Origin of the sequence: Salinicoccus kekensis, assembly GCF_900220995.1 — a bacterium.
Lineage (GTDB): Bacteria > Bacillota > Bacilli > Staphylococcales > Salinicoccaceae > Lacicoccus > Lacicoccus kekensis.
On the sequence record NZ_OBQF01000005.1, the window covers coordinates 47464 to 71533 of the forward strand.

The 24070-nt window shown below is 47.8% G+C and carries 21 protein-coding genes and 2 riboswitches; of the genes, 9 read left to right on the top strand and 12 right to left on the bottom strand.

What is annotated here, in order from left to right:
* Positions 1-30 precede the first annotated feature (30 nt).
* Positions 31-141, bottom strand: a riboswitch (SAM riboswitch).
* Positions 142-315: 174 nt separating this feature from the next.
* The 4 genes from CRN96_RS09850 to CRN96_RS09865 form a co-directional block, all read right to left on the bottom strand.
* Positions 316-1701: a flavin monoamine oxidase family protein gene (locus tag CRN96_RS09850; protein ID WP_097041674.1), complete on the bottom strand. Its 1386-nt coding sequence runs from the start codon at positions 1699-1701 to the stop codon at positions 316-318.
* A 269-nt stretch (positions 1702-1970) separates the two neighbouring features.
* Positions 1971-2978: an aminomethyl transferase family protein gene (locus tag CRN96_RS09855; protein ID WP_179647172.1), complete on the bottom strand. Its 1008-nt coding sequence runs from the start codon at positions 2976-2978 to the stop codon at positions 1971-1973.
* 591 nt (positions 2979-3569) lie between these two features.
* Positions 3570-5090 carry a cardiolipin synthase gene (gene cls / locus CRN96_RS09860; RefSeq protein ID WP_097041678.1) on the bottom strand — a complete coding sequence of 507 codons (1521 nt, stop codon included), beginning with the start codon at positions 5088-5090 and terminating at the stop codon, positions 3570-3572.
* Between the two features lie 190 nt (positions 5091-5280).
* Positions 5281-5691: an RDD family protein gene (locus CRN96_RS09865; RefSeq protein ID WP_245844629.1), complete on the bottom strand. Its 411-nt coding sequence runs from the start codon at positions 5689-5691 to the stop codon at positions 5281-5283.
* 333 nt (positions 5692-6024) lie between these two features.
* Here CRN96_RS09865 and CRN96_RS09870 point away from each other — a divergent pair, with 333 nt between their 5' ends.
* The 6 genes from CRN96_RS09870 to CRN96_RS09895 all read left to right on the top strand — a co-directional run bounded on the left by CRN96_RS09870 (position 6025) and on the right by CRN96_RS09895 (position 11952).
* Positions 6025-7083, top strand: a complete 1059-nt coding sequence (locus CRN96_RS09870) for a CAP domain-containing protein (protein ID WP_245844631.1) — start codon at positions 6025-6027, stop codon at positions 7081-7083.
* Positions 7084-7234: 151 nt separating this feature from the next.
* On the top strand, positions 7235-8239 hold the full coding sequence (locus CRN96_RS09875; protein WP_097041684.1) for a hypothetical protein: 1005 nt from the start codon (positions 7235-7237) through the stop codon (positions 8237-8239).
* Positions 8240-8438: 199 nt separating this feature from the next.
* Complete coding sequence (gene fabF, locus CRN96_RS09880; protein ID WP_097041686.1) at positions 8439-9674, top strand: beta-ketoacyl-ACP synthase II; 1236 nt, start codon at positions 8439-8441, stop codon at positions 9672-9674.
* A 27-nt stretch (positions 9675-9701) separates the two neighbouring features.
* Positions 9702-10580 carry a DegV family protein gene (locus tag CRN96_RS09885; protein ID WP_097041688.1) on the top strand — a complete coding sequence of 293 codons (879 nt, stop codon included), beginning with the start codon at positions 9702-9704 and terminating at the stop codon, positions 10578-10580.
* Positions 10581-11567, top strand: coding sequence for a phosphate acyltransferase PlsX (gene plsX / locus CRN96_RS09890; RefSeq protein WP_097041690.1), 987 nt, complete (start codon positions 10581-10583; stop codon positions 11565-11567). It abuts the gene before it with no gap.
* 1 nt (position 11568) lies between these two features.
* Positions 11569-11952: a hypothetical protein gene (locus tag CRN96_RS09895; protein WP_143544311.1), complete on the top strand. Its 384-nt coding sequence runs from the start codon at positions 11569-11571 to the stop codon at positions 11950-11952.
* A 141-nt stretch (positions 11953-12093) separates the two neighbouring features.
* On the opposite strand, the gene CRN96_RS09900 is transcribed toward CRN96_RS09895, so the two are convergent.
* The 4 genes from CRN96_RS09900 to CRN96_RS09915 form a co-directional block, all read right to left on the bottom strand.
* Complete coding sequence (locus CRN96_RS09900; protein WP_097041695.1) at positions 12094-13029, bottom strand: NADP-dependent oxidoreductase; 936 nt, start codon at positions 13027-13029, stop codon at positions 12094-12096.
* Between the two features lie 261 nt (positions 13030-13290).
* Positions 13291-14835 (bottom strand): glutamine-hydrolyzing GMP synthase, encoded by a 1545-nt coding sequence (guaA, locus tag CRN96_RS09905; RefSeq protein ID WP_097041697.1) that lies wholly within the window; start codon positions 14833-14835, stop codon positions 13291-13293.
* A 17-nt stretch (positions 14836-14852) separates the two neighbouring features.
* On the bottom strand, positions 14853-16322 hold the full coding sequence (gene guaB, locus CRN96_RS09910) for an IMP dehydrogenase (protein ID WP_097041699.1): 1470 nt from the start codon (positions 16320-16322) through the stop codon (positions 14853-14855).
* A 66-nt stretch (positions 16323-16388) separates the two neighbouring features.
* Positions 16389-16489: riboswitch (purine riboswitch) on the bottom strand.
* Positions 16490-16566: 77 nt separating this feature from the next.
* A complete protein-coding gene (locus CRN96_RS09915; RefSeq protein ID WP_097042013.1) occupies positions 16567-17052 on the bottom strand; it encodes a DUF4188 domain-containing protein in 486 nt (161 codons plus the stop codon).
* 233 nt (positions 17053-17285) lie between these two features.
* Between CRN96_RS09915 and CRN96_RS09920 the strand changes: the two genes are divergently transcribed.
* Positions 17286-17666 (top strand): general stress protein, encoded by a 381-nt coding sequence (locus CRN96_RS09920; protein WP_179647173.1) that lies wholly within the window; start codon positions 17286-17288, stop codon positions 17664-17666.
* Positions 17667-17680: 14 nt separating this feature from the next.
* Here CRN96_RS09920 and CRN96_RS09925 read toward each other — a convergent pair whose 3' ends face one another.
* Both CRN96_RS09925 and CRN96_RS09930 read right to left on the bottom strand, forming a co-directional pair.
* A complete protein-coding gene (locus tag CRN96_RS09925) occupies positions 17681-18286 on the bottom strand; it encodes a YfbU family protein (RefSeq protein WP_097041703.1) in 606 nt (201 codons plus the stop codon).
* Between the two features lie 176 nt (positions 18287-18462).
* Positions 18463-19299, bottom strand: a complete 837-nt coding sequence (locus CRN96_RS09930; protein ID WP_097041705.1) for a helix-turn-helix domain-containing protein — start codon at positions 19297-19299, stop codon at positions 18463-18465.
* A gap of 169 nt (positions 19300-19468) precedes the next feature.
* Between CRN96_RS09930 and CRN96_RS09935 the strand changes: the two genes are divergently transcribed.
* On the top strand, positions 19469-20521 hold the full coding sequence (locus CRN96_RS09935; protein WP_097041707.1) for a DUF2382 domain-containing protein: 1053 nt from the start codon (positions 19469-19471) through the stop codon (positions 20519-20521).
* Positions 20522-20682: 161 nt separating this feature from the next.
* Complete coding sequence (locus CRN96_RS09940) at positions 20683-22083, top strand: general stress protein (RefSeq protein ID WP_097041709.1); 1401 nt, start codon at positions 20683-20685, stop codon at positions 22081-22083.
* Between the two features lie 50 nt (positions 22084-22133).
* Here CRN96_RS09940 and dmpG read toward each other — a convergent pair whose 3' ends face one another.
* Positions 22134-23144, bottom strand: a complete 1011-nt coding sequence (dmpG, locus tag CRN96_RS09945; protein ID WP_097041711.1) for a 4-hydroxy-2-oxovalerate aldolase — start codon at positions 23142-23144, stop codon at positions 22134-22136.
* Entirely contained in the window at positions 23144-24037 is an 894-nt protein-coding gene (locus tag CRN96_RS09950; RefSeq protein WP_097041713.1) for an acetaldehyde dehydrogenase (acetylating), read from the bottom strand. The genes dmpG and CRN96_RS09950 overlap by 1 nt, the downstream gene beginning before the upstream one ends.
* Between the last annotated feature and the right edge of the window lie 33 nt (positions 24038-24070).

Consider the following 24070-nt stretch of genomic DNA (forward strand, 5'->3'; position numbering starts at 1 on the left):
CTTTTGTGTATAAGAAGAGAGCCTTCACTCCTCTTATCTTCCAGGATGAAATTCCTGCAGGAATTAGCACCTTTTTAAGCAATGTTGCCTAATGGTTGCCGGGCGTCACAGGGCCAGTCCCTCTGCCTCTCTTGATAAGATGATTCATTATTTTATTAATGCATATTACATTACTATGATTATAGGGATTTGTCAAAGTATTTTTTTAAATATTTTGTTTATATAAACAATTTGGACAACCAGGAACCACAAATAATGCAGCAAAAAACAAACCCTCCGGGACAGACCCGGAGGGTTTGGAAAGTGCATTCAGATTCAGTCATCCACCTGGGCAAGATTCTCATCTTCCAGGTTTTCATCTTCAAGGCTTTCATTAAAAGTCTGTGCCACCTGCAGGAACTTGGACACTTCCCTGCTGGTCGTAAGGCCGGTCTCGATGGCGCCGTCCATATAGCCGGCCCAGCCATTCGCAAAGTCCGAGCCCGCCAGGAACACGCCGCCTTCCGGCCGTTTCACTTCCTGGCCGTACTTGGTCAGCTGCTCTTTTTTGATGACACCCCATGTGCCTTTGGCGAATTCATCCTCCACCCAGTTATGGCCGGCACTTTCAATGACTTCGAGGTCCGGGATCCAAACCCTGAGCGCCTTCTCGACTGCTTTCGGGTCGTTCATATCAAGCGTGGAATCCGAGCCGAAGCCCATGATGATCCCCTCATCCCCTGCTTCATTGATGAATTCCGTGTGGGCAAGGTTGACCGGGAATTCGGCCGTCGCCTTGAAAGTGGACGGTCCTTTCAGCCCGCGGACTTTGGCCCATACTTTGATGCCTTCACTCGCCTGCTTCTCTTCGGAAAATGCACGCTTTTCCTCCGAAAGTTCCGGTGTGAAATTGATGTCGTTCAGCACGTTCACCGGCACGGCGACGACCACCGCCTTACAGGTGAATTCCTCACCTTCCCTTGACACGACTTTATAACCTTCAGTTGTCTTCACGACGGAGTCCACCGGTGTGGAAAGCTTCAGTTCCGACTTGCTGTCGGCCATCATGCTCTCAATCAGTGATTTCGTACCCGTCTTCATGCTGTACTGCTCGAATGTTGCCTGGAACTCCTGCATATCATGCCCTGTGAGCGCAGCCCATCGGTAGGCATGGGCAAGCCCCGGCGCCTCCAGGTTGGAGGTGCTCGTATATCCGCTCCATAAAGAATTCAGCAGGCCGTTCATCTCAGGTGTGACTGCACCCTGGATTTCCCTGAGTTTATCCGCGACCGAATACTGGTCGACCTCTTTCAAGGAATCGTCATGATAAGGATTGAACGGGCGTTCGAAGTACCGGTTGGCAGCGGCATCCGCGAGGAACGCCTCCATGCCTTCCATCAGTTTCTGCGTCATGAATTCCTGCGTATCGACGATGACCTTGTCTTTCGTCGCAAGATACGCATGCTCTGCTGACGGAGACTCCTTGACCTCGATGCCGTAACGTGTGATTTCAGCCCACATATGCGGCTGGTTCCAGTGGATGTAAGTCCCGCCCATTTCAATTTCCTTACCCAGTCTTTTATCAAACCATGTCCGTCCGCCGATGCGGTCCCTCGCCTCGAGAGTCAAAGTGTCATACCCCCTGTTGCTCAACTCCCTTGAAGCGGTCACTCCTGCAAAACCGGCACCGACAACGATTACATCATAGTTATTTTTAGTCATTGAATATCTTCCCCTCAGATATTGGATTGGAGTGATTAATATAGCCCAAAATTAATTCGTTCTAAATTAACCAATGTGCGATATATGCTTCTGCATCTCAACATTTCATGTTAATTCCCAATTTTGATCTCACTCTGACTTTGTGGTGTTGTCGTTCGAATTGTGCCTGCATCATCAATGCTGGAATGTCCTCTTATGTAGAACTGTGCTTTACTGCATCATGGTCCTACCTGTGGCGAGGCGTAAGGCCCCGGATCGTCGATTCTCGCTTAGTGCGTTCCTGCAGTGCTTGAAGATGTGTGGAATACTCTATCCTGTAGAGTTGTCTTCACTTCCCCGTCTGCTGTTTTGATTGTGATTTCGTCGCCTTTTTGGACCTTGCTGTCCACCAGGACGTAGCCGATATATTTTTCCACGGAGAAACCGTACGTGTAATTGGTCACTTTACCGACCTCTTTACCGTTCGCTTCCACAACATCGTCTTTTTCAATGTTCACACCGTCTTCTTCCACCGCGAATCCGAGGAGCCATCTCTCCGGCCCATCGTTCTTATATGAGCAGGTCCTTTTCTTTCCGATGAAATCCTTATCGCAGTTCACTGTCCAGCCGAGTCCCAGTTCAACAGGGTTCGCACCGACGAATTCACTGTCTGCAATGAAGCCTTTTTCAACAGGCAGACTGCCCAGCGTGACCTCTTCAGCCGTGATTTCTTCAACCCCTTTTCCTCGCAGCTCCTCTGCGATCTTCTCCATGTTTTCCGGGTTGAAATGCAGTTCGTATCCGAGCTCACCTGTGAAGCCGACCCTTGCCGCCATCACTTCGACGCCGCCCGCAACTTTCGTGTTCTTGAACTTGAAAGTGTCAAGATCATTCAGATCGTCTTCCAGAATACCGTTCAGGATCTCTTTTGACTGAGGTCCCTGCACCGCATAGATTCCTTTTTCTGCAGTGATGTCATTGAACTCGACCTCTTTATCCCCGACATGTTTGCCGACCCAATCCTTCATCTGGTCGATCATTCCGGTCGTGATCCAGAACGTGTCCGATGAACGGCAGAACATGATGAAATCATCCAGTGTATAACCGTCCTCATCCAGCATGGATGTATATAAAGCATCCCCTTCGTTCATCTTGGCAACATCATTCACAAGGAGGTAATCCAAAAATTCCCTCGCATCCTTGCCTTTGACTTCCAACGTCTCCAGTGTGAAATCGTAGAATGCCACCTTTTCCCTTACCAATTCATGTTCTTTCCTTAAAGTCTCTGAGTTTCTCATTTCCATCCCCCTAAATAAATTGAGCTGGCTTACAATATTTATATCTTTTTCTAATATCAGTAACCCAGCTTTCTTACCATCATTGTATATGAAAGCGTTTACCTTTTCAAAATAAAAGACACAAATTTTCGAATTTTCAATTATATAAAATGTCTTTTTAATATTAAAGAGTAATAGTAAACTATTATTTGTAAAAAATTATTACAATATACTTTATCACTGGGGTGAAATCAGGTCTTTGCCTTAAAAGACAGGACCTGCACGCATTTATAGAATGACAAAAAACCTGCTGGATTCCTCCGGCAGGCCTCTTAAAATTATTGTTAATATTTACTGATCTTCTCCTGGGAAAACTATTCTGAAATGGTGACATTCCAGAAGTCCGGTCTGGTGAGCAGAACTTCATAAATGAATCGACTCCTGATAGTTTTTCAGTTTCTTGAAATGATTACTAGCTTGAATCTTTATTATTATAAGAAGTAATGGTGGTCGATCCGCCTGAAGCAGTGTTTATTATAGATATTTATTTCAAAGCCAGCTAAAAAGACACACCGCAGGAAAAAATCCTGCGGTGTGTCTGTTAAATTTTTATTATAAAATCGGTGAAATCAGATTCGCCATTACTTCCTTCAGCTTGATCCAGTTGCTTCTCGCGTCATATTTCTCCTTCGTCAGCAATGTGCTCGATTTGATGTCTTCCTCGAATGTACGTCGCTGACGCACCGCTTCTTCTTCATCGAAGATGAATGCATTGACCTCGAAATTCAGATAGAAGCTCCTCACATCGAAGTTGGTGGTCCCTATGCTGACCATCTCATCATCTATCATTATCGTCTTGGCATGCATAAAGCCCGTTTCATATATATAGACTTCCGCTCCCAGGTCGACGAGTTCGCCGGCATTGGCATAAGTCGCCCAGTAGACGAATGGATGGTCGGGGTGATCCGGTATCATCAGATGGACTTTGACGCCCCTTAAGATTGCTGACTTGATCGCTTCATATATGGATTGATCCGGGATGAAATAAGGCGTCTGTATATAAAGTGTTTCTTTGGCGCTGTTGATCATATCGAAATAGCCGTTCTTAACCTGCTGGAATTCTTCATCGGGACCGCTGGAAGCGATCTGCATGGCCACATCGCCATCGTACTCGACCGACGGGAAGAAATGCTCTTCCCATCTTAAGTTGCTGCGTTTATTGTGGGAGTTCCAGTCAAGCATGAATCTGAGCTGGAGCAGTTTGACGGCATCACCATCAATCCTCAAATGTGTGTCGCGGCGTGGCGGAAGCTTGGCTTCATGCCATTTACCCTTATGTTTATCGAAGCCCACATATTCATCACCCACATTGAAGCCGCCGATATATCCGGTGATACCGTCGATGATGACGAGCTTCCGGTGGTTCCTGTTGTTGAGGCGGGGGTTGATGAGCGGCAGGACACTCGGGAAGAAGGCCGCAACTTCACCGCCCGCTTTCCTCAGTTCTTTGAAGTGGCGGTTGCCTAGACTTCTTGAGCCGAGATCATCATAGAGGACCTTTACTGCAACGCCCTCTTTTTGCTTTTCGACAAGCGCATCATAAATTTCGCGTCCAATGACATCCATCTTGAATATGTAATACTGAAGGTGGATATGGTCTTCGGCATTCCTGATATCTTCCAGAAGATGGTCGAATTTCTCCCGGCCGTTGGTGAAGGTTTCCACACTGTTATTGTCCGTCAGGAAGGTCAGGTGGCTTTTCAGCATCATATGGATGAAGGCTTTGTGCTTTTCAGTGACTGCGTTTGGGAATTCGCCTCCCCGGTCCTGCATTTTCTCCAATTGACCATCGACGATACTTTCAAGTCTTGCCTGCTCCTCTTCATCCATCTGGAAGAGGTTCTGCCTGTAGATCGTCCGGCCGAAGAGCATGTATAATACGAATCCCACTATAGGGATGAAGAGTAGAATCAGGAGCCATGCCCACAAACTCTGCGGGCTGCGCCGCCTTTCAAGGAAGATCAGGCCGATGGCGAATATGATATTGACGACGAAAAGGGATATGAGGAGAATATCCAATAAAAGATAGCCGCTTATATGATTGGAAAGATTATCGAATGGAAGCCATGACATCCTGCACACCCCTCAATTTTCATTATGTAGATAATACATATATTCCCTTCGCATTATCAGAACAAACGTTGATATTATAAGTTCAGCCATCTGCCCGGGCTTTTTCCAAGACTGAATAAAAATTCCCTCCCCGGACCGCAGCCGGGGAGGAAAGGACTCATCTCCACAATATAAACCGGGCACTGCGCATCTATGCCCTTCCATAGACCACTTTCGTTTTAGCGATCAGGTCATGTATCGATTTCTTATCTTCACGTAAAGCGATCATGAATGCTGAAACAATCACACCGATACCGAGTGTGACACCATACAGCAGCCCGACGAGAAATTCACGTATCACCATGGTGAGAAGATTCACTTCACTGCCGTCATCACGTACAATGCGGATGCCCAGCAGCCATTTCCCGACTGTATGCCCGGCCCAGAGCACAGGGACCAGCACAAAATAAAGGTTCATCAAAAGGCTTTCCCCAGCCTGTACTGCTGCACTCTGCGTGTCGAGGGTGAACAGGATTATGAGCAGGTACACCACAGCACCCATCAACAGCCCGTCCACTATCCTGGCACCCAGCCTGATCCAAAAGCCGCCTCTTCTTTCCATCATATATCTCCTTGAATACTTCATTCTTTTTTTGCTTTAATGTCACTGTACCATATCAAAAGCTTAAGGCACACCCGCCCCTCGCATGACACCCGCTCATTCCGGTCCTCTTCACTTGAGATTGGTAATATCAATGAAGTAAAATTAAATACAGCATAAAAGCGGATCTCTGATTTCCGGTTCATAAATCAACTGTGTTTCTCATCCTTCATGAAATGCAGTTGGTTTATTTTTTATATATGAAAGATGGTGGTTGCTATTATAAGACGTTTATTTCTTGTACTCCTGCTTATAGCGGGAGCTGTTTTCACAAAACCATATTGGGAAGAACCTGTGCGGCAGGTCATGCCGGAGCAGCTTTCGAAAGCTTTCGATACCGCAGGTGACTTCACCACGGGCGTGGTTGAAGGCATCGACTTCGATGCCATGCAGCAGCGGGCTGCCTCGCTCATCTCCTCCATCACGGACCCCGAAGGTGAAACCAGTGATGAAGAAACCATGCTCCCGGAACTCTCAGCCCCGGATGAGCAGTTCTTTTCCGTCGGGAATATCGAGCTTGGTGATCCACGGGAAGCCGTCGAGGAAATGTACGGTGCACCGGAACGTGAGAGTATAAATGAATATGGCGTGGAGTGGTCCGCCTACCATGAAAATTATCAGAACTTCATGATGGTCGCATATGATGAGGAGGATACGGTACGCGGTTTATATACCAATCATGACCTGATTTCTTCCCGGTCCGACATATCGCTCGGGGTCCCGCAGGAGACAGTGAACAGTATATTGGGCGAACCCGAGGAAATGATTCAAAGCGGTTATCATATTTATCAACTCGATGAAGAAAGTGCATATGACCTGTACCTGTTGGAGGGTGTGCACACCACCATCTTCTATGATGTCCACCAGGAAGATCAGGTGACCGCTATCCAGCTGATCGATGAATCGCTGGAAGATTCGAAGGACGGACTCTTTGGGTCCGCCGGTGAATCATTGGGTGAGGGCCTGGAATACCAGTTATTCGACCTGACCAACGCCGCACGGGTGAAACATGAGCTGCCGGTTCTCGAATGGCATGAAGAAGTGAGCATCACCGCAAGGAACCACAGTGCGGATATGGCCGAGAACAATTATTTCAGCCACCAGAACCAGGAGGGGCAGTCCCCGTTCGACCGGGTGGAGGAAGACGGTATTTCATTCAGCACAGCGGGTGAAAACCTCGCCGCCGGCCAGCCCAGCAGTATCTTCGCCCATCACGGGCTGATGAATTCCGAAGGGCACCGTGAGAACATACTGCACAAAAGATTTGAAGAACTCGGCGTCGGTGTCGCCTTCAATGAGCACAACCAGCCGTTCTATACGGAGAAATTTCTGACCCGTCCGTGGTTCAATTGAAGTAAAAATGATTTGGTTCCATCGAATTCACCTGTCCCTCCTTCATCGCCTATCAATATCTTATAATTCCTTAAAAAATATTTTAAAAATTCAATGTTTTCATGGTATCATTAGTGTGAATATACCCTTTTCTTGAGAGGAGACTGCCCTGATGAAGAAAGGATTTTGGCTGGTCACACTTTTTGCTGCACTCGCGCTTATGGTTACAGGGTTGGATGACACGGCACAAGCGAACGATGTAGAAGGCGCGAAGACGGTCTGGGGAGAAGTACTCCCTGCTGATACGGATCCCGACGGTGACGGCTGGGCGAATACCGATTTTGATCCAACGTGGATGTCCCAGGCATCCCAGGATGAAATCAACCAGCTGGCTTATGACAAGGATTTAGGCAATTTGTCCCAGGTTGCATTCAATGAAGCTGTTGCGATGATATGGCAAAGAGAAGAAATGCAGATGTCAGGACATGACGACGGATATTATGACGACCATTACTACGGTTACACCGACTACGAAATGGGTTACGATGACGGCTGGTACGACGGCTATTACGCTGGTTACGACGACGGCTGGTATGACGCCGGTTACGGCCACTACTATGATGATTATTCCATCGGTTACGATGACGGATGGTACGACGGCTATTACGCTGGTTACGATGCTGGATGGTATGACGGTTATTACGGCTATGGTTACTATGGCGGCCATTATTATGATGAGCAGGATTACGGCTACTATTACGATGATTATTATTATGGTTATGAAGATGGCTGGTATGACGGCTATTACTACGGTTACAACGATGGCTGGTATGATGGTCATCACGGCTATGATTATTTTGACTATCCCTATGACCACGACCTGAATTACTATGACTACCCTTACTATTATGATTACCCGGATAATCATTATTATGACGATGACTACTATTACGACCATCACGGTGACAAAGTATGGCATGATGAGATTCATCCAATAAATGCTGATATTTCATATGACAACCTGGCTTATCTTGCGATGCATGAACCTGAAACATTGAATTCAGGCCCGTTGAATGCGCATCCTTACGAGCACTATTTCATCCATGACGGTTATGAGTACCACTTCATGTTCGACGGTATTTGCTGGATCTGGTCGTATGCACCCGTAGGGCATTAAGACATATAATGAATTGAATTAATTTCATAATCAAAATAGGACATGCTGCAGTAATCACCTGCAGCATGTCTTTTTCATTTCTGTTTCAACCAGCTTCCTCATGAATGCTCCCCGCTTTAGTCTCTCATTTACGAGTGTTACAATGAAAAAGTGAAGAATTTTTTAATATACATACAATGAAGATTGAAGGAATGATCAGATGGTTCGAGTTGTGGTAACCGGGATGGGCGCAGTCACTCCAATCGGAAACAACCTTGAAGAAATGTGGAAGAATATCCGTACATACAGACACGGCATCGGGCTTGCGACTAAAGTGAACCCGGATGATTACAGGACATCGATGGCTGCAGAAGTGAAGAACTTTGCTCCAGCATCAGTGATGGATAAGCGGGAATCCAAGAGGATGGATCTCTATGCACAATATGCGGTCGCCGCTGCAGACGAGGCATTTATAATGAGCGGCTTCAAAATAAACAGTGAGAATGCATTTGATGTGGGCGTCATCGTGGGTTCCGGCAGTGGAGGGTATATGGCCATGCAGGATAATGTCATAAGAATGCAGGAAAAAGGCCCGAATAAAGTGGAGCCCCTTTTCCATATCAAGACGCCTGTGAACATGGCAGCTGCAAACATCGCCATGCGATTCGGGCTGAAAGGTGATTCGATGTCCGTCTCTTCTGCCTGTGCAAGCGGCAGCCATTCAATCGGGGAAGCTTTCATGAAGATCAGCCAGGGCCAGTTGACTGCCTGTCTTGCCGGTGGCGCCGAGGCGACTTTGAATGACTCGACATTCAGCGGGTTCTCCGTCCTGAAGGCCATGTCGGCACAGTCCGACCCGGATAGAGCCTCCCGACCATTCGACAAGGAACGTGACGGCTTCGTTCCTGCTGAAGGTGCCGGCATATTGATGATTGAGTCACTGGAATCCGCCCAGGCCAGAGGGGCGGAAATATATGCAGAAATCACCGGCTACGGCGCAACCACAGATGCGCATCACGTCACCGCCCCGCTTCCTGACGGAAGTGCTGCAGGCACTGCCATGAAGAAGGCAATGCGCATGGGCGGCATCCCCGCTGAAGCGGTATCTTACATCAATGCACACGGCACAAGCACACCGGCAAATGACTCGAGTGAAACAGCGGCAATCAAATATGCTTTGGGAGATTCAGCTTACAGCACACCTGTTTCAAGCACAAAAAGCTACTTCGGCCACATGTTCGGGGCCGCGGGCAGCACCGAAGCGATCGTCTGCATACAGGCATTGAGGGAGGGATTCATCCCGCCGACATTGAACCTTCAAAACCCTGATCCGGAGTGCGACCTTGATTATGTGCCTTTAACGGGAAGGGAACAGCCGATTGAATATGCCTTATCCAACTCAATGGGTTTCGGCGGCCACAACAGCTCACTGCTGATCAAGCGGTGGAACGGCTGACATGCAAAACATCAGGAGGAATGATTTATGAAAGCAGCAATATTATACGACAGCTCAGCTTATCTCGCTTCACCTTTAAAAGACAGGAAAGATTTATATCAGGTCGACTTCACCGTCGTACTTCCAAATGATGAAGTGATCACCGAGTCGACCGGGGAAACGCACCTCGAGGAATTTTTCGATGAATGGATGCAGGAAGGGACGCCGCAGCCGAAGACCGCACAACCCGGCATCCAGGATTATCATGATGCCTTCGAAAGAATCATCAATGCGGGCTACGATACCGTCTTCGGTGTTTATTTAAGTTCGAGTGTCAGCGGCACATTCCAGACCGCCCATGCCGTCGGCCAGGAATATACAGATCAGCTGAACATCATCAACTTTGATGCGGTCGGGTTGTCCGTCAATATGGAGCAGCTGATAAAACAGATCACCATTATGATCGACGCCGGAAAATCGGTTGAAGAGATTAAAGAAACGGCAGCATGGCTGAATGAACAGAGCCGCTTCTTCATCGCTGTCGAAAAACATGACAACCTGATCAAAGGCGGCAGGGGCAAAGCTTTGAGTGAGCTGGAGAACAATTCTTTCAAGACCCTCCCCGTCCTTGAGTACATATCGGGCGATACGCCGGTCCTTACAGAAACTTACCGTACAAATAAACAGCGGAATAAAAATCTCGCGGAACTTGCGGCCGGATATCAGGAGCAGTACCCGAATCATAAAATCCAAATCGGTATAGGCCATACACTTTCTGAAGATAAAGCCCTTAAACTGAAAGAAGCCATCCAGGAAGTGCTGCCTGAGCATAAGATCGATATACGCCTGATCGGCACAGCATTCTGTTCACACCTGGGCAGAAATGCATTGTCGTTCGGATTGATGCCCAAGTGCGAGGTGGAATAGATGGTGAAGATTGCAGTCGACGCCATGGGTGGTGACCATGGTCCCGGGATAACGGTCTATGGCGCCTCTCTTGCGATGCAGGAGAACCCGGAACTTGAGTGCCTTTTGTTCGGAGAGCCTAAGCAGGTTGAAGAAGCACTGCCAGACTTTGCGGATCCCAATCGGATGGAAATCATTGCAGCAGACGAGGTCATTACCGATGATGATGACCCGCTGCGCGCTGTACGCAGAAAAAAGGGTTCCACGATTGTTAAGGGACTTAGAGCTGTGGCGGAAAGAGAAGCGGATGCCTTCGTCTCCGCCGGCAGCAGCGGCGCCATTTACGCCGGGGGTCTTTTTTTGATAGGAGCAGATCCGGAGATCAAACGCCCGGCAGCAGTGTCGGTCCTGCCGACGGTTTCAGAGGCTTCCCCCTACTACATGCTGATCGACTCAGGCGCAAATATCGCGGCGAAAACGGAGCACCTTGTGGAATATGCGAGGCTTGGGAGCAGAATGGCCGAGCAGCTCCTCAATATCCGGAATCCACGGGTCGGTCTGCTTAATATCGGGTCGGAGCCTTCCAAAGGCAATGCCTTCACGAAAGAAGCCTTCCAGCTGCTTGCCGCGGAAAATGAATTGAACTTCACCGGCAACGTCGAGCCATCCGTTCTTTTGAACGGTACACATGACATCATCCTCACTGACGGATTCACAGGGAACATCATGCTGAAAAGTGTGGAAGGTGCTGCAGAAATTTTGTTAAATGATCTGTTAAGGAATGTTAAAAAAGATGGACACTTGGATGAAAATGCTGAAAAGGTGCTTGCAGAAGCTGTAGAGACCAGCATTAAACGCTACACCAATGAAGACATCGGCGGCGGCTTCATCCTGGGAATCAAAGCACCCGTCGTCATCACCCACGGTGCAGCCGATGCAGTGATGTTCAAGCACAGCGTGGAGATGGCAGCCAGGCTCGCTCACAATCCTGTATTTAATGGCAGGTGATATGAAATTGATTTTTATGGAGCTGAAGGTTTTGATTAAAAAAGAGACCCAAATAGAAGTGCTGCTGCACGGAGATCCATTCGGCTTTTCCTGTGAAGTTTTAGGTGTTGAAGACATGAGGTACAATAGTTACTCTGAAGTTTTCACCGTAAGTTTTGAAGAGATATATGAATATACATCGGCACACGGCCTCCTGCAAAGTGATTCTTTTACGAAAGATTTCTCATCCGAAGGTTTCCATTATTATAAAGAGGACGGTAAATGGCATACCTTCTTTAAAGAAAGGGGTTATATCTTCGATGAGAAAAGCTTTAACGAAGACGAGTCCGGCAGGAAATATATCGTCCGGACACTCCTCAAAATGCGAGGCACCGGTCTATTTTAGATGAATATATAATCAAATGATGATTCTTTAATGATGGATGCACAACAGAAGACGCGGATATGATTTATTTGCCAAATATTAAGCCACCCGCAGATTTCACGGTCTGCGGGTGGTTTTCATTGTTTTGATATTCTATTTTGTTCATTTGATCTTTACGATAATTTTACCTTTTGCATGTCCGGATTCACTCAGTTTATGTGCTTCCTGCACACCTTCAACACTGAAGGGGAATATTTGACCGACGGCCGGCTTCACTTTTCCTTCCGAGACCAGTCCCATAATCTTTTCCAGTTGATCGACTTTGGTGGAGGAATTCAGGTACATTGCAGTCACGCCCTTCTCTTCAGCCAATTCTTTATCCGGCTTTCCTGCAATGGATACCAGTCTGCCGCCCGGCTTCAGGACATCGTAGCTTTTTTCCTGTATCTCTCCGCCGAGTGTGTCCAGCACGACGTCGAACTCCCTTTTACGTTCAGAAAAATCTTCTTCCCAATAATTGATCACCGTATCTGCACCCAGGTCTTTTACGAACTCTACATTTTTCCCGCTTGTGGTCGTTGTGACTTCTGCGCCAAAATATTTGGCAAGCTGGATCGCGAAGCTGCCGACACCGCCTGAACCTGCATGGATGAAGACCTTCTCTCCAGCTTCGATTTCCGCCTTATCCTTAAGCATCTGCCAGGCTGTCATACTTGTCAGCGGTACCGCAGCCGCTTCTTCAAAAGAAACATTATCGGGCTTGCTCACAAGAAGTTTATCTTCCATTACGATGTATTCCGCAAATCCACCCGGCTTTTTAAGTTCTGCTTTGCCGACCACTTCATCTCCGGCTTTGAATTTTTCAACAAGTTCGCCCACTTCTTTTACAGTCCCTGAAATATCCCAGCCAAAAATAATGGGGAATGATAAAGGTATCACCTTCTTGAAATCCCCGGCACGCACTTTCACATCCATCCGGTTCACAGCTACTGCATGAACCTCCACAAGCACTTCATTTCCTGCCACCCCCGGTGTCTCCAGCTCGGCTGTCTTGAACTCTTCTACACCGCCATATGCTTCTGTTATGATCGCCTTCAATTGAATTCTCCTCTCAATCGTAATCTCTTAAAATATATTTTCGCTTAATCCTTTTAATATTCCTCTTCATTTTCAAGTATACATCTCCATTAGACGCTTCACAAAGATGATGATCATATTACCGGGGCAAGGCCGATCCTCTCATATCAAAAGAAAAAGCCCGTCACGATAAACCATAATGGTTATTGCAACGGGCGGTGATCAATGTTCATCAGTTAATTTCAATGAGTCTTGAACAGTAAATAACTTTCCCCATTTTAATTATTCCCACTCGATCGTCGCCGGTGGTTTGTTCGTTATATCATACACGACTCTGTTGACGTGTTTGGATTCATTCACGATCCGCTTCGAAATCTTGTTCAGCACTTCCCAGTCGATCCTCGCGAATTCGCTGGTCATGCCGTCGACACTGGTCACGGCCCGGATGCCGATCGTATAGTCATACGTCCGGTAATCGCCCATGACGCCGACGGACCGAATGTCCGGGAGCACTGTGAAGTACTGCCAGATTTCACGCTCGAGGCCTGCTTTCCTGATTTCATCCCGCAGGATCCAGTCGCTTTCCCTTACGATTTCAAGTTTTTCCTCGGTGATTTCACCCAGTATCCTGATGCCGAGTCCCGGTCCCGGGAACGGCTGCCTCCATACGAGGTGTTCTGCAATGCCGAGTTCGATGCCGAGCAGACGCACTTCATCCTTGAATAAAGTGTTCAGCGGCTCGATGAGTTCAAACTCCATATCTTCAGGCAGTCCGCCGACGTTATGATGGGATTTGATCGTCGTCGCGGTTTCGGTGCCGGACTCGATGATATCGGTGTACAGCGTACCCTGGGCAAGGAAATCCACTTCAGTCAGCTTCGCCGCTTCATCATTGAATACATAGATGAATTCATTGCCGATGATCTTCCGCTTCTGCTCAGGGTCTGAAACACCTTTGAGCTTATTCATGAAACGGTCTTTGGCATCGATTTTAATGATGTTCATATTGAAGCCTTCACCAAACTGTTCCATCACCAGGTCGCCCTCGCCTTTACGCAGTAGGCCGTGGTCGACGAATATGCATGTCAGCTGATCACCGATCGCTTTGTGTAAAAGCACTGCAGTGACGGATGAATCCACACCGCCGCTCATCGCACAGAGGACTTTGCGGTCGCCGACCTGCTCGCGGATCTTCTCGACTTCAATGTCGATGAAGTTCTCCATCGTCCATTCGCCGGTGCAGGCGGAAATGTTACGGATGAAGTTCTCAAGGAAAGCATCGCCGTTCAGGGAATGTTTGGATTCCGGGTGGAACTGCACGCCGTACAACGGCTTCTCATCATGCCCGATCGCTGCATACTCACAGTGTTCAGTGTGTGCGATTTTACGGAAGCCTTCCGGTATCCGGGTCACTTTATCGCTGTGGCTCATGAGCATGATTTCATTTGTGTTCAGCCCTTTGAATATCTCTTCTGACGGATCCAGGGTGAGGTCCGTTGCACCGAACTCCCTGCCCGGGGAAGATACGACTTCACCGCCGAGGGTGTCGACCATCAGCTGCATGCCGTAGCAGATGCCGAGGACCGGGACGCCCAGGTTGAAGACTTCCGGGTCCACTTTGTAGGCATCGTCGTTGTAGACGCTCTTCGGACCGCCGGAGAGGATGATGCCTTTCGGGTTGAGTTCTTTGATTTCTTCGATTGAAATGCTCGGATTGTGCAGTTCACTGTATACGCCGAGGTCACGGATCCTCCGCGTGATCAGCTGGTTGAACTGGCTTCCGAAATCTATTACTAAAATAAGTTCCTGTTCTTTTGCCATATCCATTTATAAAAAACTCCTGTCTAGGTAGTGTAATTCGGTGCTTCTTTAGTGATCTGGATGTTATGCGGATGACTTTCCACTAAACTTGCACCCGTGATTCTTACAAACTGGGAGTTTTCACGTAATGCTTCAAGATCTGCACTTCCTGTATAACCCATGCCCGACTTCAGTCCGCCCATCAGCTGGTAGATTGTATCCTCGACCGGCCCCTTATACTCGGTACGGCCTTCGATGCCTTCCGGAACATACTTTTTGGACTCCTTGTCCTCCTGGAAGTAACGGTCTTTCGAACCCTGGTCCATTGCGCCCATCGAACCCATGCCGCGGTATGTCTTATAGCGGCGGCCCTGGAACATTTCAACTTCGCCCGGGGATTCGGTCGTGCCTGCAAGCAGGCTGCCGAGCATGATTGCATGTCCACCTGCAGCGAGTGCTTTCGTGATGTCACCGGACAATTTGATCCCGCCGTCCGCGATGATCGCCTTGCCCCGTTTCCTCGCTTCAGTCGCTGCATCGTAAACTGCAGTGATCTGAGGGACACCGACGCCTGTGACAACACGCGTCGTACAGATCGAGCCCGGTCCGATGCCGACTTTCACGACATCCACGCCTGCATCGAACAATGCTGCAGTGCCTTCTGAAGTGGCAACGTTGCCTGCAATCAGGGTGATGTCCTGATGTTTGTCCCTGATGTCCTTTATCGCATCCAGCACACCCTGGGAGTGGCCGTGTGCAGTGTCGATGACAAGTGCATCGGCACCCGCTTTGACGAGTTCTTCAGCACGCTTTTCAGTCTCTTTGGCGACACCGATCGCAGCTGCGACAAGCAGGCGCCCCTGCTCATCTTTTGCGGAATTGGGGAATTCGATCACTTTCTCGATATCTTTAATCGTGATCAGCCCCTGAAGTACACCATCATCATCCACAAGCGGCAGTTTTTCTATGCGGTGTTCCTGCAGGATGCGGCTTGCTTCCTCAAGCGTCGTGCCCACTTTGCCGGTCACCAGATTATCTTTCGTCATCACTTCGTCAATCGTCATCGAATAGTCTTCAATAAAGCGCAGGTCGCGGTTCGTGATGATGCCGATGAGCTTCTTCTCTTCAGGGTTGTTCACGATCGGCACACCGGAAATCCGGTATTTGCCCATCAGATGCTCAGCCGCAAAGACCTGCTCCTCCCTGGTCAGGAAGAATGGGTTTTTTATTACACCATTTTCAGAACGTTTGACTTTTTCCACTTCCTCCGCCTGTGCTTCGATCGACATGTTCTTATGAATCACGCCGAGTCCGCCCTGCCGCGCAACCGCAATAGCCATAGCCGACTCTGTGACAGTGTCCATGCCTGCACTCAGTACAGGGATGTTCAACTTGATTTGCGGTGACAGTTGTACGGATAGATCAACATCTTTCGGCAGCACTTCTGAATGCGCAGGGAGCAGCAATACATCATCAAACGTCAAACCTTCTTTTTCAAACTTTCTTTCCCACATATTATTTGCCTCCAAAATTTGATGATAACCTCCAATAAATGAATATGACGAAGAACAATTAAAGTATTCGATTAATTGTTATCTCATAGTAGGTTTTTTTAAGGAAAACCCTAGAAACTCACAATCCATATTATTGTGATTATATGAAATAAATAATTACTTATGATAACAAAAACAACGACAACATACAATATTATTGTACATGATAGTAACATAATTATCTGCTTTATGCTGCTGTGCGATCTTATGAGCTGTTCTTACCTTTCCTGTCCAGCCTCATTTTCGCTGTGTGCATCTCTTTGGTGATCGGCCTGGTCCCCAATGTTTTTCCAAGGGCAAAGTCCGGCATATTGATATATACCGCCTCAGTCCGGCCCGGCTCGATGATGTGGGTCTCATGATAAAGCCCGACTTTGTTTCCCGCTTCCCGTGCTTTCCTGTTGAATTGCTTCCATGCTTTCAGATGCTTTTCATTTTTTGCATACCCGAGCAGCTCCGCTTCAGACTTCCAGTACTGCACCGATATGATCGTCCTTCCGGTGATGAATGTCTCACCGTTCATGTAGCCGAGATGCTTGTTCGCTTCAAGCTCTTTGATCATATCCGGGAATGCCATCATGACCGGCACCCAGTCCTTGATTGCCCGCCATTTATTGATCCGCATGCCAATGATGAAAACAGTGACGCCCTCTTCCTGTATCGTCGTAAACCGACCTGTGTTAAGCGACATGACTTCACCTTCCTTATTGTATATCATCCTCTTCCAACACCAGTGTAAATTGACACAATGACTTCACTTCAATTAAAACACGAATTTAAAATTATGGATATGCATAAGTTTCATTTTCAGGAAAAGTCCTCTCCCTTTTTCACGGAGGCACCGATGCAGACACCACATTGAATAACATTTCTTGATTATGGGTATGAAAATGATAAGACACTTAAATGACCGGAGGCATCGATATGAATTATTATGAGTTTTTTCCCAACAGAGATGAATTACTTGAAGAGATCGAACTTTTGAAAGCAGAGGGCTATTACGAATCGGATTTTCATGTGCTCGCCATTGAAGAGGCGGACCCGGATGAAATGCAGTGGATCAAATATACGGATATCAATTTCCATCCATATTTTTCCCAGGGGGAAGGCTTGAAGTCGATATTCTCTGCCAACGAACCGGCAAAGAACTTCATGCAGAGGATCGAGCTGAGTGATGCGACATCGGTGGAATACCTGGAGAGGGTCCAGGACGGGGAATTTTTCCTCTATTATACGGATGAAGATAAGTATGCCAGGGAAAAAGATGCCGGACGCACACCGGATGCCGGCGCCGAGTCACCATAATGAAAACGCCCGCATCATAAATGATGCGGGCGCTGGTTGTTTCCGGACCTCTGAAGTCCTCTGTTGTCATCCTGTACTGAAAAGAGTTCGATCAGCTGCTGCTTCGTTATGTATGTCGGAATCCCGACTTTCGGTATGTCGAAGTCCTTGAATTTAAGCAGCATTTTGCGGTATGTTTCAATATCTATATCCGGGTTTTCAATAACCCGCGGCAGCTTCTTCTGTTCATGTTTCTTCAGGAATCTATAATAGCTCAAATATTTATGTTCCCCTTTGACATCACTCCTGAATCCTGCAAAATCTATAATATACTTCTTCCTTAAATACTGCTGATCGGAGTGGCTTAAAAACTCGAATGAAGTTTCGATGCAGTGATACATCCTTAAAATGATCTCAACTTCTTCACTCACTTTTTTCGAAATCCCCTCGTCCATATGATGGATCTGTTCAAATATCTCATCATATTTACCTTCGATGCCATTGATCACGATGTCGATGTAATATTCATAATTCCTGTAACTCTCACTGCCCTTATTGTACCGGTCGCGCCGTTCCATCAATAAAAGATAGACGAGCAGGCGTTCTTCCTTGCGACTGAGCGGCTTATCTTCCATCCTCATCTAAAACTCAAGGTCCTGCAAATTATAGTATGTTTTTTTAAATTCCAGCCTTGCCTTCATCAATTTTGCGGTAAACTTTTTTGAGAAAAGCTTGTTTTCTTTGTTCATGATTAGTGAACCCCCCTTTATTAATATAAATAATAAATGAGAGTTACATACATTGGAATAGGATGACTTTAATTATTCACAGCTGGATAATTTTCTAATTTTTCCCACATTTCCAAACAACTGTGCTGTTCAAAAATGATATGTGTCCGGTATTTCAAATCGGTATAATTCTCTTTTTCATTCAAGCACGCCAGAGCTTTCAGCCATAAACCATAAATCTCACAAATCATGTATGTAGAGAAGTTTCCGCTCAATATTTTAATCGCTTTCTTGCATTTCAAAATCACCTGATGATGCTGCCCTTCCTTGCTGTGGCAGACGATGAGATGATACAGGATTTTCGTCTCCAGCCTGAAGTCGGTGAGACTCAGCTCCCTGTAAATTTTATATGCACCCGTATAATATTTCACTGGCGGCTCGCCAAGGAAATCTCTGGTGGCCCCCATCGCCATATAAAGCTCGGGGAGATAACTCCTGAATTTATATTTTTCGGCTATGTAAATTGCATACCGGAGCTGCTTCTCGGATTCTGCGTAGTCCTTTTTATGGAAAGCCACCAGACCATGATGCCACTTCATATAAATTATGGATTTTTCCCCGGCTGCCTTAACTTTATTATGGTTGCTTAAAATGGTCTCCATGCCGTTGTAATCGTCGTGATGCCTCGCTTCATCCAGTTCCTTCAGGAACGTATCCCCCTTGATCGTTCCTTCATTTGTCCCCAAATCAATGAATGACCAGCCCAATCTTTCCAAAATCTGATTCACTTTCCTCATCGAAAGGCTCAAATCGTTGTTTTCCAGCCTGGAGAGGCTGGATTGTGAACATATCCCCATGCTCAACTTCTTCTGTGAAATCCCCTGCCTTATACGTTCACGCCTGATTCTGTCCCCTATTGTCGTCAATACATTTCCCCCTTATTATAATAATTCAAATATATATCGCCGCCCCGTTTTGTCAACAATTATTTTCATTACTGTTTAAGATTTTCATGAAAGGGTATCTTTTCTATAGATCAATTTAAGTATGGAATCACTTATTGAGAAAATATTATTATGCCTGGAGGGGTACTGAATGAGCAAGATTGAAAAGTTCAAAAGTGAACAGGAACTCGTTGGAAGAATCGAACAACTGCGTGCCGAAGGGGTGCGCGATGATGAAATCACGGTATTCTCACAAGACTCTTTGGAAAATACATCTTTAAATTATACTGATGTCAATTTCAAAGATGCAGAAGGTTCTGCATGGGATAAATTCGCTGCATTCTTCACATCAGAAGAACCCGAAGAGCGTGTGATGAAAGACTTGAATTTAAGTGAATCGGAGCAGCAGGAATATATCAATGCCATGCAGGCTGGAGATATACTCCTCTATGTGGAGGACGCTACAGCGCCGGCATCAGAAATGGGCACTGGCGCAGCTGCCGGTACACATGAGACGACGGAATCAGGCGTCGCTTCAACCAGCAAAGGTGACCGGGTGCCGGATCCTGGGGATGGTGACGCCGTTGCCCAGAATGAAGGTACTTTAAGTGACGGTGCAGGCCTGAAAGAGAATGAAGCTTTGAAACCTTCGCCAAACACTGCCGAAGGCAACCGGCCGGATTCTCCGAACACCACTGACAACGCCAGGCAGGGTGAAGGCACGATGCCTGGAGATGATGTTACGGGCACCGGAACTGGAGCTGCCGGCAGGACAGCAGGCAGAAGCGAGGAAGAGACACTGGAACTCCATGAAGAACGCCTGAATGTCGACAAAGAGAATGTGCAGACCGGTGAAGTTCATGTGGACAAACATGTTGAAACCGAGCGCCAGGAAGTCGATGTCCCTGTCGAGAGGGAAGAAGTGGAAATTGAACGCCGTCCGGTGGCCGGTGAAAGAAGGGAAGGCGGTTCATTCGATGACACGACGCGTGGCGATGAATCGATTGACGTCCCTGTCCACGAAGAAAAAGTGAATGTATCAAAAGACAACGTCGTCGATGAAGAAGTCGTCGTCAAGAAAAATAAAGTCACTGATACCGAGCACGTCGAAGAGGATGTGCGCCGTGAAGAAGTGGATATCCGCGAGGATGATGCGACACTCGGCCGTGACCGTGACAATGATAGAGACAAAGATAGATTCTAATCATTCATGAAGTGAGAAATCTCCCTGAAAGTTTTCAGGGAGATTTCTTTGTATCCGCTGCTGAAAGCTTCATCGTTTTATCCTCATGGTGAAAGGGTATCTTGGAAGTACATGGCATTTCCAATTATCAAATAATTTTATTCATAGGTGGAGGGATTTTGATGAGCAAAATCGAACAGTTCAAAAGTGAACAGGAACTCATTGGAAGAATCGAGCAGCTGCGTGCAGACGGTGTCAATGACGATGACATCACCGTCTTTTCAAAGGAAAAACTGGAAGGCACATCTTTAAACTACACCAACGTCAATTTTAAAAGTGCAGATGGCACAGCGTGGGACAAATTCGTTTCATTTTTCACTTCAGAAGCACCTGAGGAGCGCGCGATGGCTGATTTTGGTCTGAGCGGGGAAAATCAGCAGGAGTATCTCACCGCCCTGCAGGCCGGTGATATTTTATTATTCGTCAGTGAAGAGGCCCAGGGTGCTTCCACAGAGAACGTGGAGGAAGATGAAACAGCTGAGAAAAACAATCAAAGCGATGATAATGCAGTCGGCGGCAAGGCCCACGATGCGGAATATACTTCGGAAGAAGATGATCCGGGTCTGCCAGGCACGGACAGGAAAGAGGCCGTTTCAAGTACAGGTGCAGTCGGCGGGTCCACATTAAGTGCAGATGCAAAAGGACACGGCCATCTCGGACTCACGGGAGAAAACCAGTCTGTGGAAGAAGGGCTCGCAAGGGATATTGAACATGATACAGAACAGCGCGATATCGATCCTTCGAATGTGAACGAGCGCGGTGATGTGCGTGATGAGGAAGTGAATGTGGATGAGCGCGGCATCAGCAATCAGCCAGGTACGAATTCGGACGGCAGCACACGCCAGGATAAAGACGTGAGCGGCTACAGTCATGATTCCGATGACTCCGGCAGAACAAAAAGGCTGAAGCCGAATGAGATATATGTCGTCGGCGCCGGGGGTGATGGAGACGAGGCTGCACGTGCCGCCGGGTCAGATGCAAGGCTCACTGAAGTGGAAGCGGATCAGACGTACGGTGAAGGCTCAGGAGATAAACAAGATGAAGATTATGAAGGCACGATGCGTGCGGGAGGCGACGGAGACAATGCTGCACGTGCCACCGGGTCAGATGCACGGATCACTGAAGTGGAAGCCGATCAGACATACGGTGAGGATTCAGAAGATAAACAGGATAAAGATTTTGAAGGTACGATGCGTGCCGGCGCTTATGTGGGTGAAAATCAGGACAATGAGGAGATCATCCGTGATGAAGATATCGAAAGGGATGCCCGTGTCGTCGATGAGGAGCCGTTCGAGGAGTATGTGACCAATGAGACAGCAGAGAGGGTCGACGTTTCAACATACGGCTATGATGACACAGTGAACCGCGATGATATCGAGACGTCCAGCGACGGCGGCAACGCTTTGAAAGATGAAGATTTGAGGGATGACCGCGCAATAAGGAACAAATATAAGTCCCAGGAAGTCAGGGACAGTGAATTCACTGAGCACGACCCGGACCGCCGCAATTTCAACACTGATTGAAACAAAAAAAGAATGTAAAATCGGAGTCGATTTTACATTCTTTTTCATTTTTATTTACCTGCAGCAAGTTCCTGTGCCACACCGACGATCCAGTCTTCCTGGCCGCCGACAGCACCCATTTCTGCGATGCGCGTCAATATGTCACGCGGGTCCACACCGTACTCCTTGCCTGCACGCTCGGCGAACAGGAGGAAACTCGAGTAGACGCCTGTATAACCGAGGGTCAGGGACAGACGGTCGATCTGCACCGGGCGCTCCATCATCGGTTTCATGAGGTTCTCAGCTGCATCCATCGTCTTATACAGATCCAGATTATGGTCGATTCCCATCCGGTCGAGCACTGCCACAAGCTGCTCCGTCGCTGTATTGCCGGCGCCTGCACCCATTCCTGCCAGGCTTGAATCGATGCGGTTTGCACCTTCTTCGATCGCCACCACCGAGTTTGCCACAGCGAGGGAGAGATTATTGTGTCCGTGGAATCCGACTTCCGTCTTCTGATCCAGGTTGTTCCTCAATAATGAAACCCGTTCTTTGACACCGTCCATCGTCAATGCACCTGCAGAATCCACGGCATATACCGTGCCTGCTCCGTAAGATTCCATCTTCTTCGCTTCTTCAAGCAGGTTTTCAGGCGATGTACGGTGGGACATCATCAGGAACCCCACCGTATCCATGCCGAGCTCTGCCGCTTTTCCGATATGCTGTTCGGATACGTCCGCTTCCGTACAATGCGTCGCCACACGTGCAACGCTCGCCCCCCACTCATGCGCCCGTTCGAGGTGGTCGATCACACCGATGCCCGGCAGAAGAAGAACGGCCACTTTGGCATTCTTCGCATTCTCAACCGTCGTCCTGATGATGGTCTCTTCACTCTCTTTGGAAAAACCATACTGGATCGAGCTGCCGCCGAGACCGTCACCATGTGTCGCCTCGATGATGTCCGCACCGGAATCGTCGATCACCCGGGTCAATTCTGCAATCTGTTCTTTTGAATACTGATGGCGGATGGCATGCATGCCGTCCCTTAAAGTCACGTCATTGATCAATATTTTACGGCTCATTATACTCTCTCCTTCTGAAGCATACTTTTCGCGATGACTTCACCCGTTTTAACTGCAGCCGCAGTGATGATGTCGAGGTTGCCTGCATAGTTCGGCAGGAAGTCCCCATTGCCCTCAACTTCAACGGACACGGTCACGATATCATCCTTGACGACCGGCTGTGCCTTATAGCGGTAGCCCGGTACGTAGGACTGTACGGTTTCAACCATGTTGTCCAGTGATTTGAGGATCGCATCCTTCTGCTCTTCTGCGTTGCCCGCTGTCTTCAGATGAATGGTATTCCTCATCAGGATCGGCGGGTCGGCAGGGTTCAAAGTGATGATCGCCTTCGATTCTTTGGCGCCCCCCACTTCCCTTAAGGCATTCGCAGTCGTCACCGTGAATTCATCGATGTTCTGTCTCGTTCCCGGTCCTGCACTCCTGCTGGAAATTGATGCGACGATTTCCGCATAATCCACTTCAAGTACGTCCGAGACCGCTTTCACGATCGGGATCGTTGCCTGGCCGCCGCACGTCACCATATTGACGTTATCAAGCTCAGGAATTTCCTCTTCCTTCAAGTTGACGGAAGGCACCAGGAACGGACCGACTGCCGCCGGTGTCAGGTCGATCGCCTTCTTACCGAGTTCTTTCAAGATTTTCGAGTTGTGCAGATGCGCTTTTGCCGATGTCGCTTCGTATACGATATCTGCAAGATCCGGATTCTCAACCAGTCCGTCGATGCCGTTCGATACCGCTTTGACACCGTGCTTCTCCGCCCTTTTCAACCCTTCAGATTCAGGATCGATGCCGATCAGCGCCGTCACTTCCAAATACTCGTTATCCAGCAATTTCATCATCAAGTCACTGCCGATGTTGCCGGAGCCTATGATTGCACATTTCACTTTTTCCATTTCTTCATCCCCCATGTATATGATTATCTTCTA

Bases quoted from the DNA above. Each gene is read 5' to 3' on its own strand.
- dmpG (WP_097041711.1), bottom strand. From the start codon at position 23,144: ATGAGCCGTAAAATATTGATCAATGACGTGACTTTAAGGGACGGCATG.
- CRN96_RS09875 (WP_097041684.1), top strand. From the start codon at position 7,235: ATGAAGAAAGGATTTTGGCTGGTCACACTTTTTGCTGCACTCGCGCTT.
- guaB (WP_097041699.1), bottom strand. From the start codon at position 16,322: ATGTGGGAAAGAAAGTTTGAAAAAGAAGGTTTGACGTTTGATGATGTA.
- CRN96_RS09950 (WP_097041713.1), bottom strand. From the start codon at position 24,037: ATGGAAAAAGTGAAATGTGCAATCATAGGCTCCGGCAACATCGGCAGT.
- CRN96_RS09925 (WP_097041703.1), bottom strand. From the start codon at position 18,286: ATGAGGATGGAAGATAAGCCGCTCAGTCGCAAGGAAGAACGCCTGCTC.
- CRN96_RS09855 (WP_179647172.1), bottom strand. From the start codon at position 2,978: ATGAGAAACTCAGAGACTTTAAGGAAAGAACATGAATTGGTAAGGGAA.
- CRN96_RS09915 (WP_097042013.1), bottom strand. From the start codon at position 17,052: ATGTCGCTTAACACAGGTCGGTTTACGACGATACAGGAAGAGGGCGTC.
- CRN96_RS09885 (WP_097041688.1), top strand. From the start codon at position 9,702: ATGAAAGCAGCAATATTATACGACAGCTCAGCTTATCTCGCTTCACCT.
- CRN96_RS09920 (WP_179647173.1), top strand. From the start codon at position 17,286: ATGAATTATTATGAGTTTTTTCCCAACAGAGATGAATTACTTGAAGAG.
- cls (WP_097041678.1), bottom strand. From the start codon at position 5,090: ATGTCATGGCTTCCATTCGATAATCTTTCCAATCATATAAGCGGCTAT.
- CRN96_RS09895 (WP_143544311.1), top strand. From the start codon at position 11,569: ATGAAATTGATTTTTATGGAGCTGAAGGTTTTGATTAAAAAAGAGACC.
- CRN96_RS09935 (WP_097041707.1), top strand. From the start codon at position 19,469: ATGAGCAAGATTGAAAAGTTCAAAAGTGAACAGGAACTCGTTGGAAGA.
- CRN96_RS09940 (WP_097041709.1), top strand. From the start codon at position 20,683: ATGAGCAAAATCGAACAGTTCAAAAGTGAACAGGAACTCATTGGAAGA.
- fabF (WP_097041686.1), top strand. From the start codon at position 8,439: ATGGTTCGAGTTGTGGTAACCGGGATGGGCGCAGTCACTCCAATCGGA.
- guaA (WP_097041697.1), bottom strand. From the start codon at position 14,835: ATGGATATGGCAAAAGAACAGGAACTTATTTTAGTAATAGATTTCGGA.
- CRN96_RS09850 (WP_097041674.1), bottom strand. From the start codon at position 1,701: ATGACTAAAAATAACTATGATGTAATCGTTGTCGGTGCCGGTTTTGCA.
- plsX (WP_097041690.1), top strand. From the start codon at position 10,581: ATGGTGAAGATTGCAGTCGACGCCATGGGTGGTGACCATGGTCCCGGG.
- CRN96_RS09865 (WP_245844629.1), bottom strand. From the start codon at position 5,691: ATGGAAAGAAGAGGCGGCTTTTGGATCAGGCTGGGTGCCAGGATAGTG.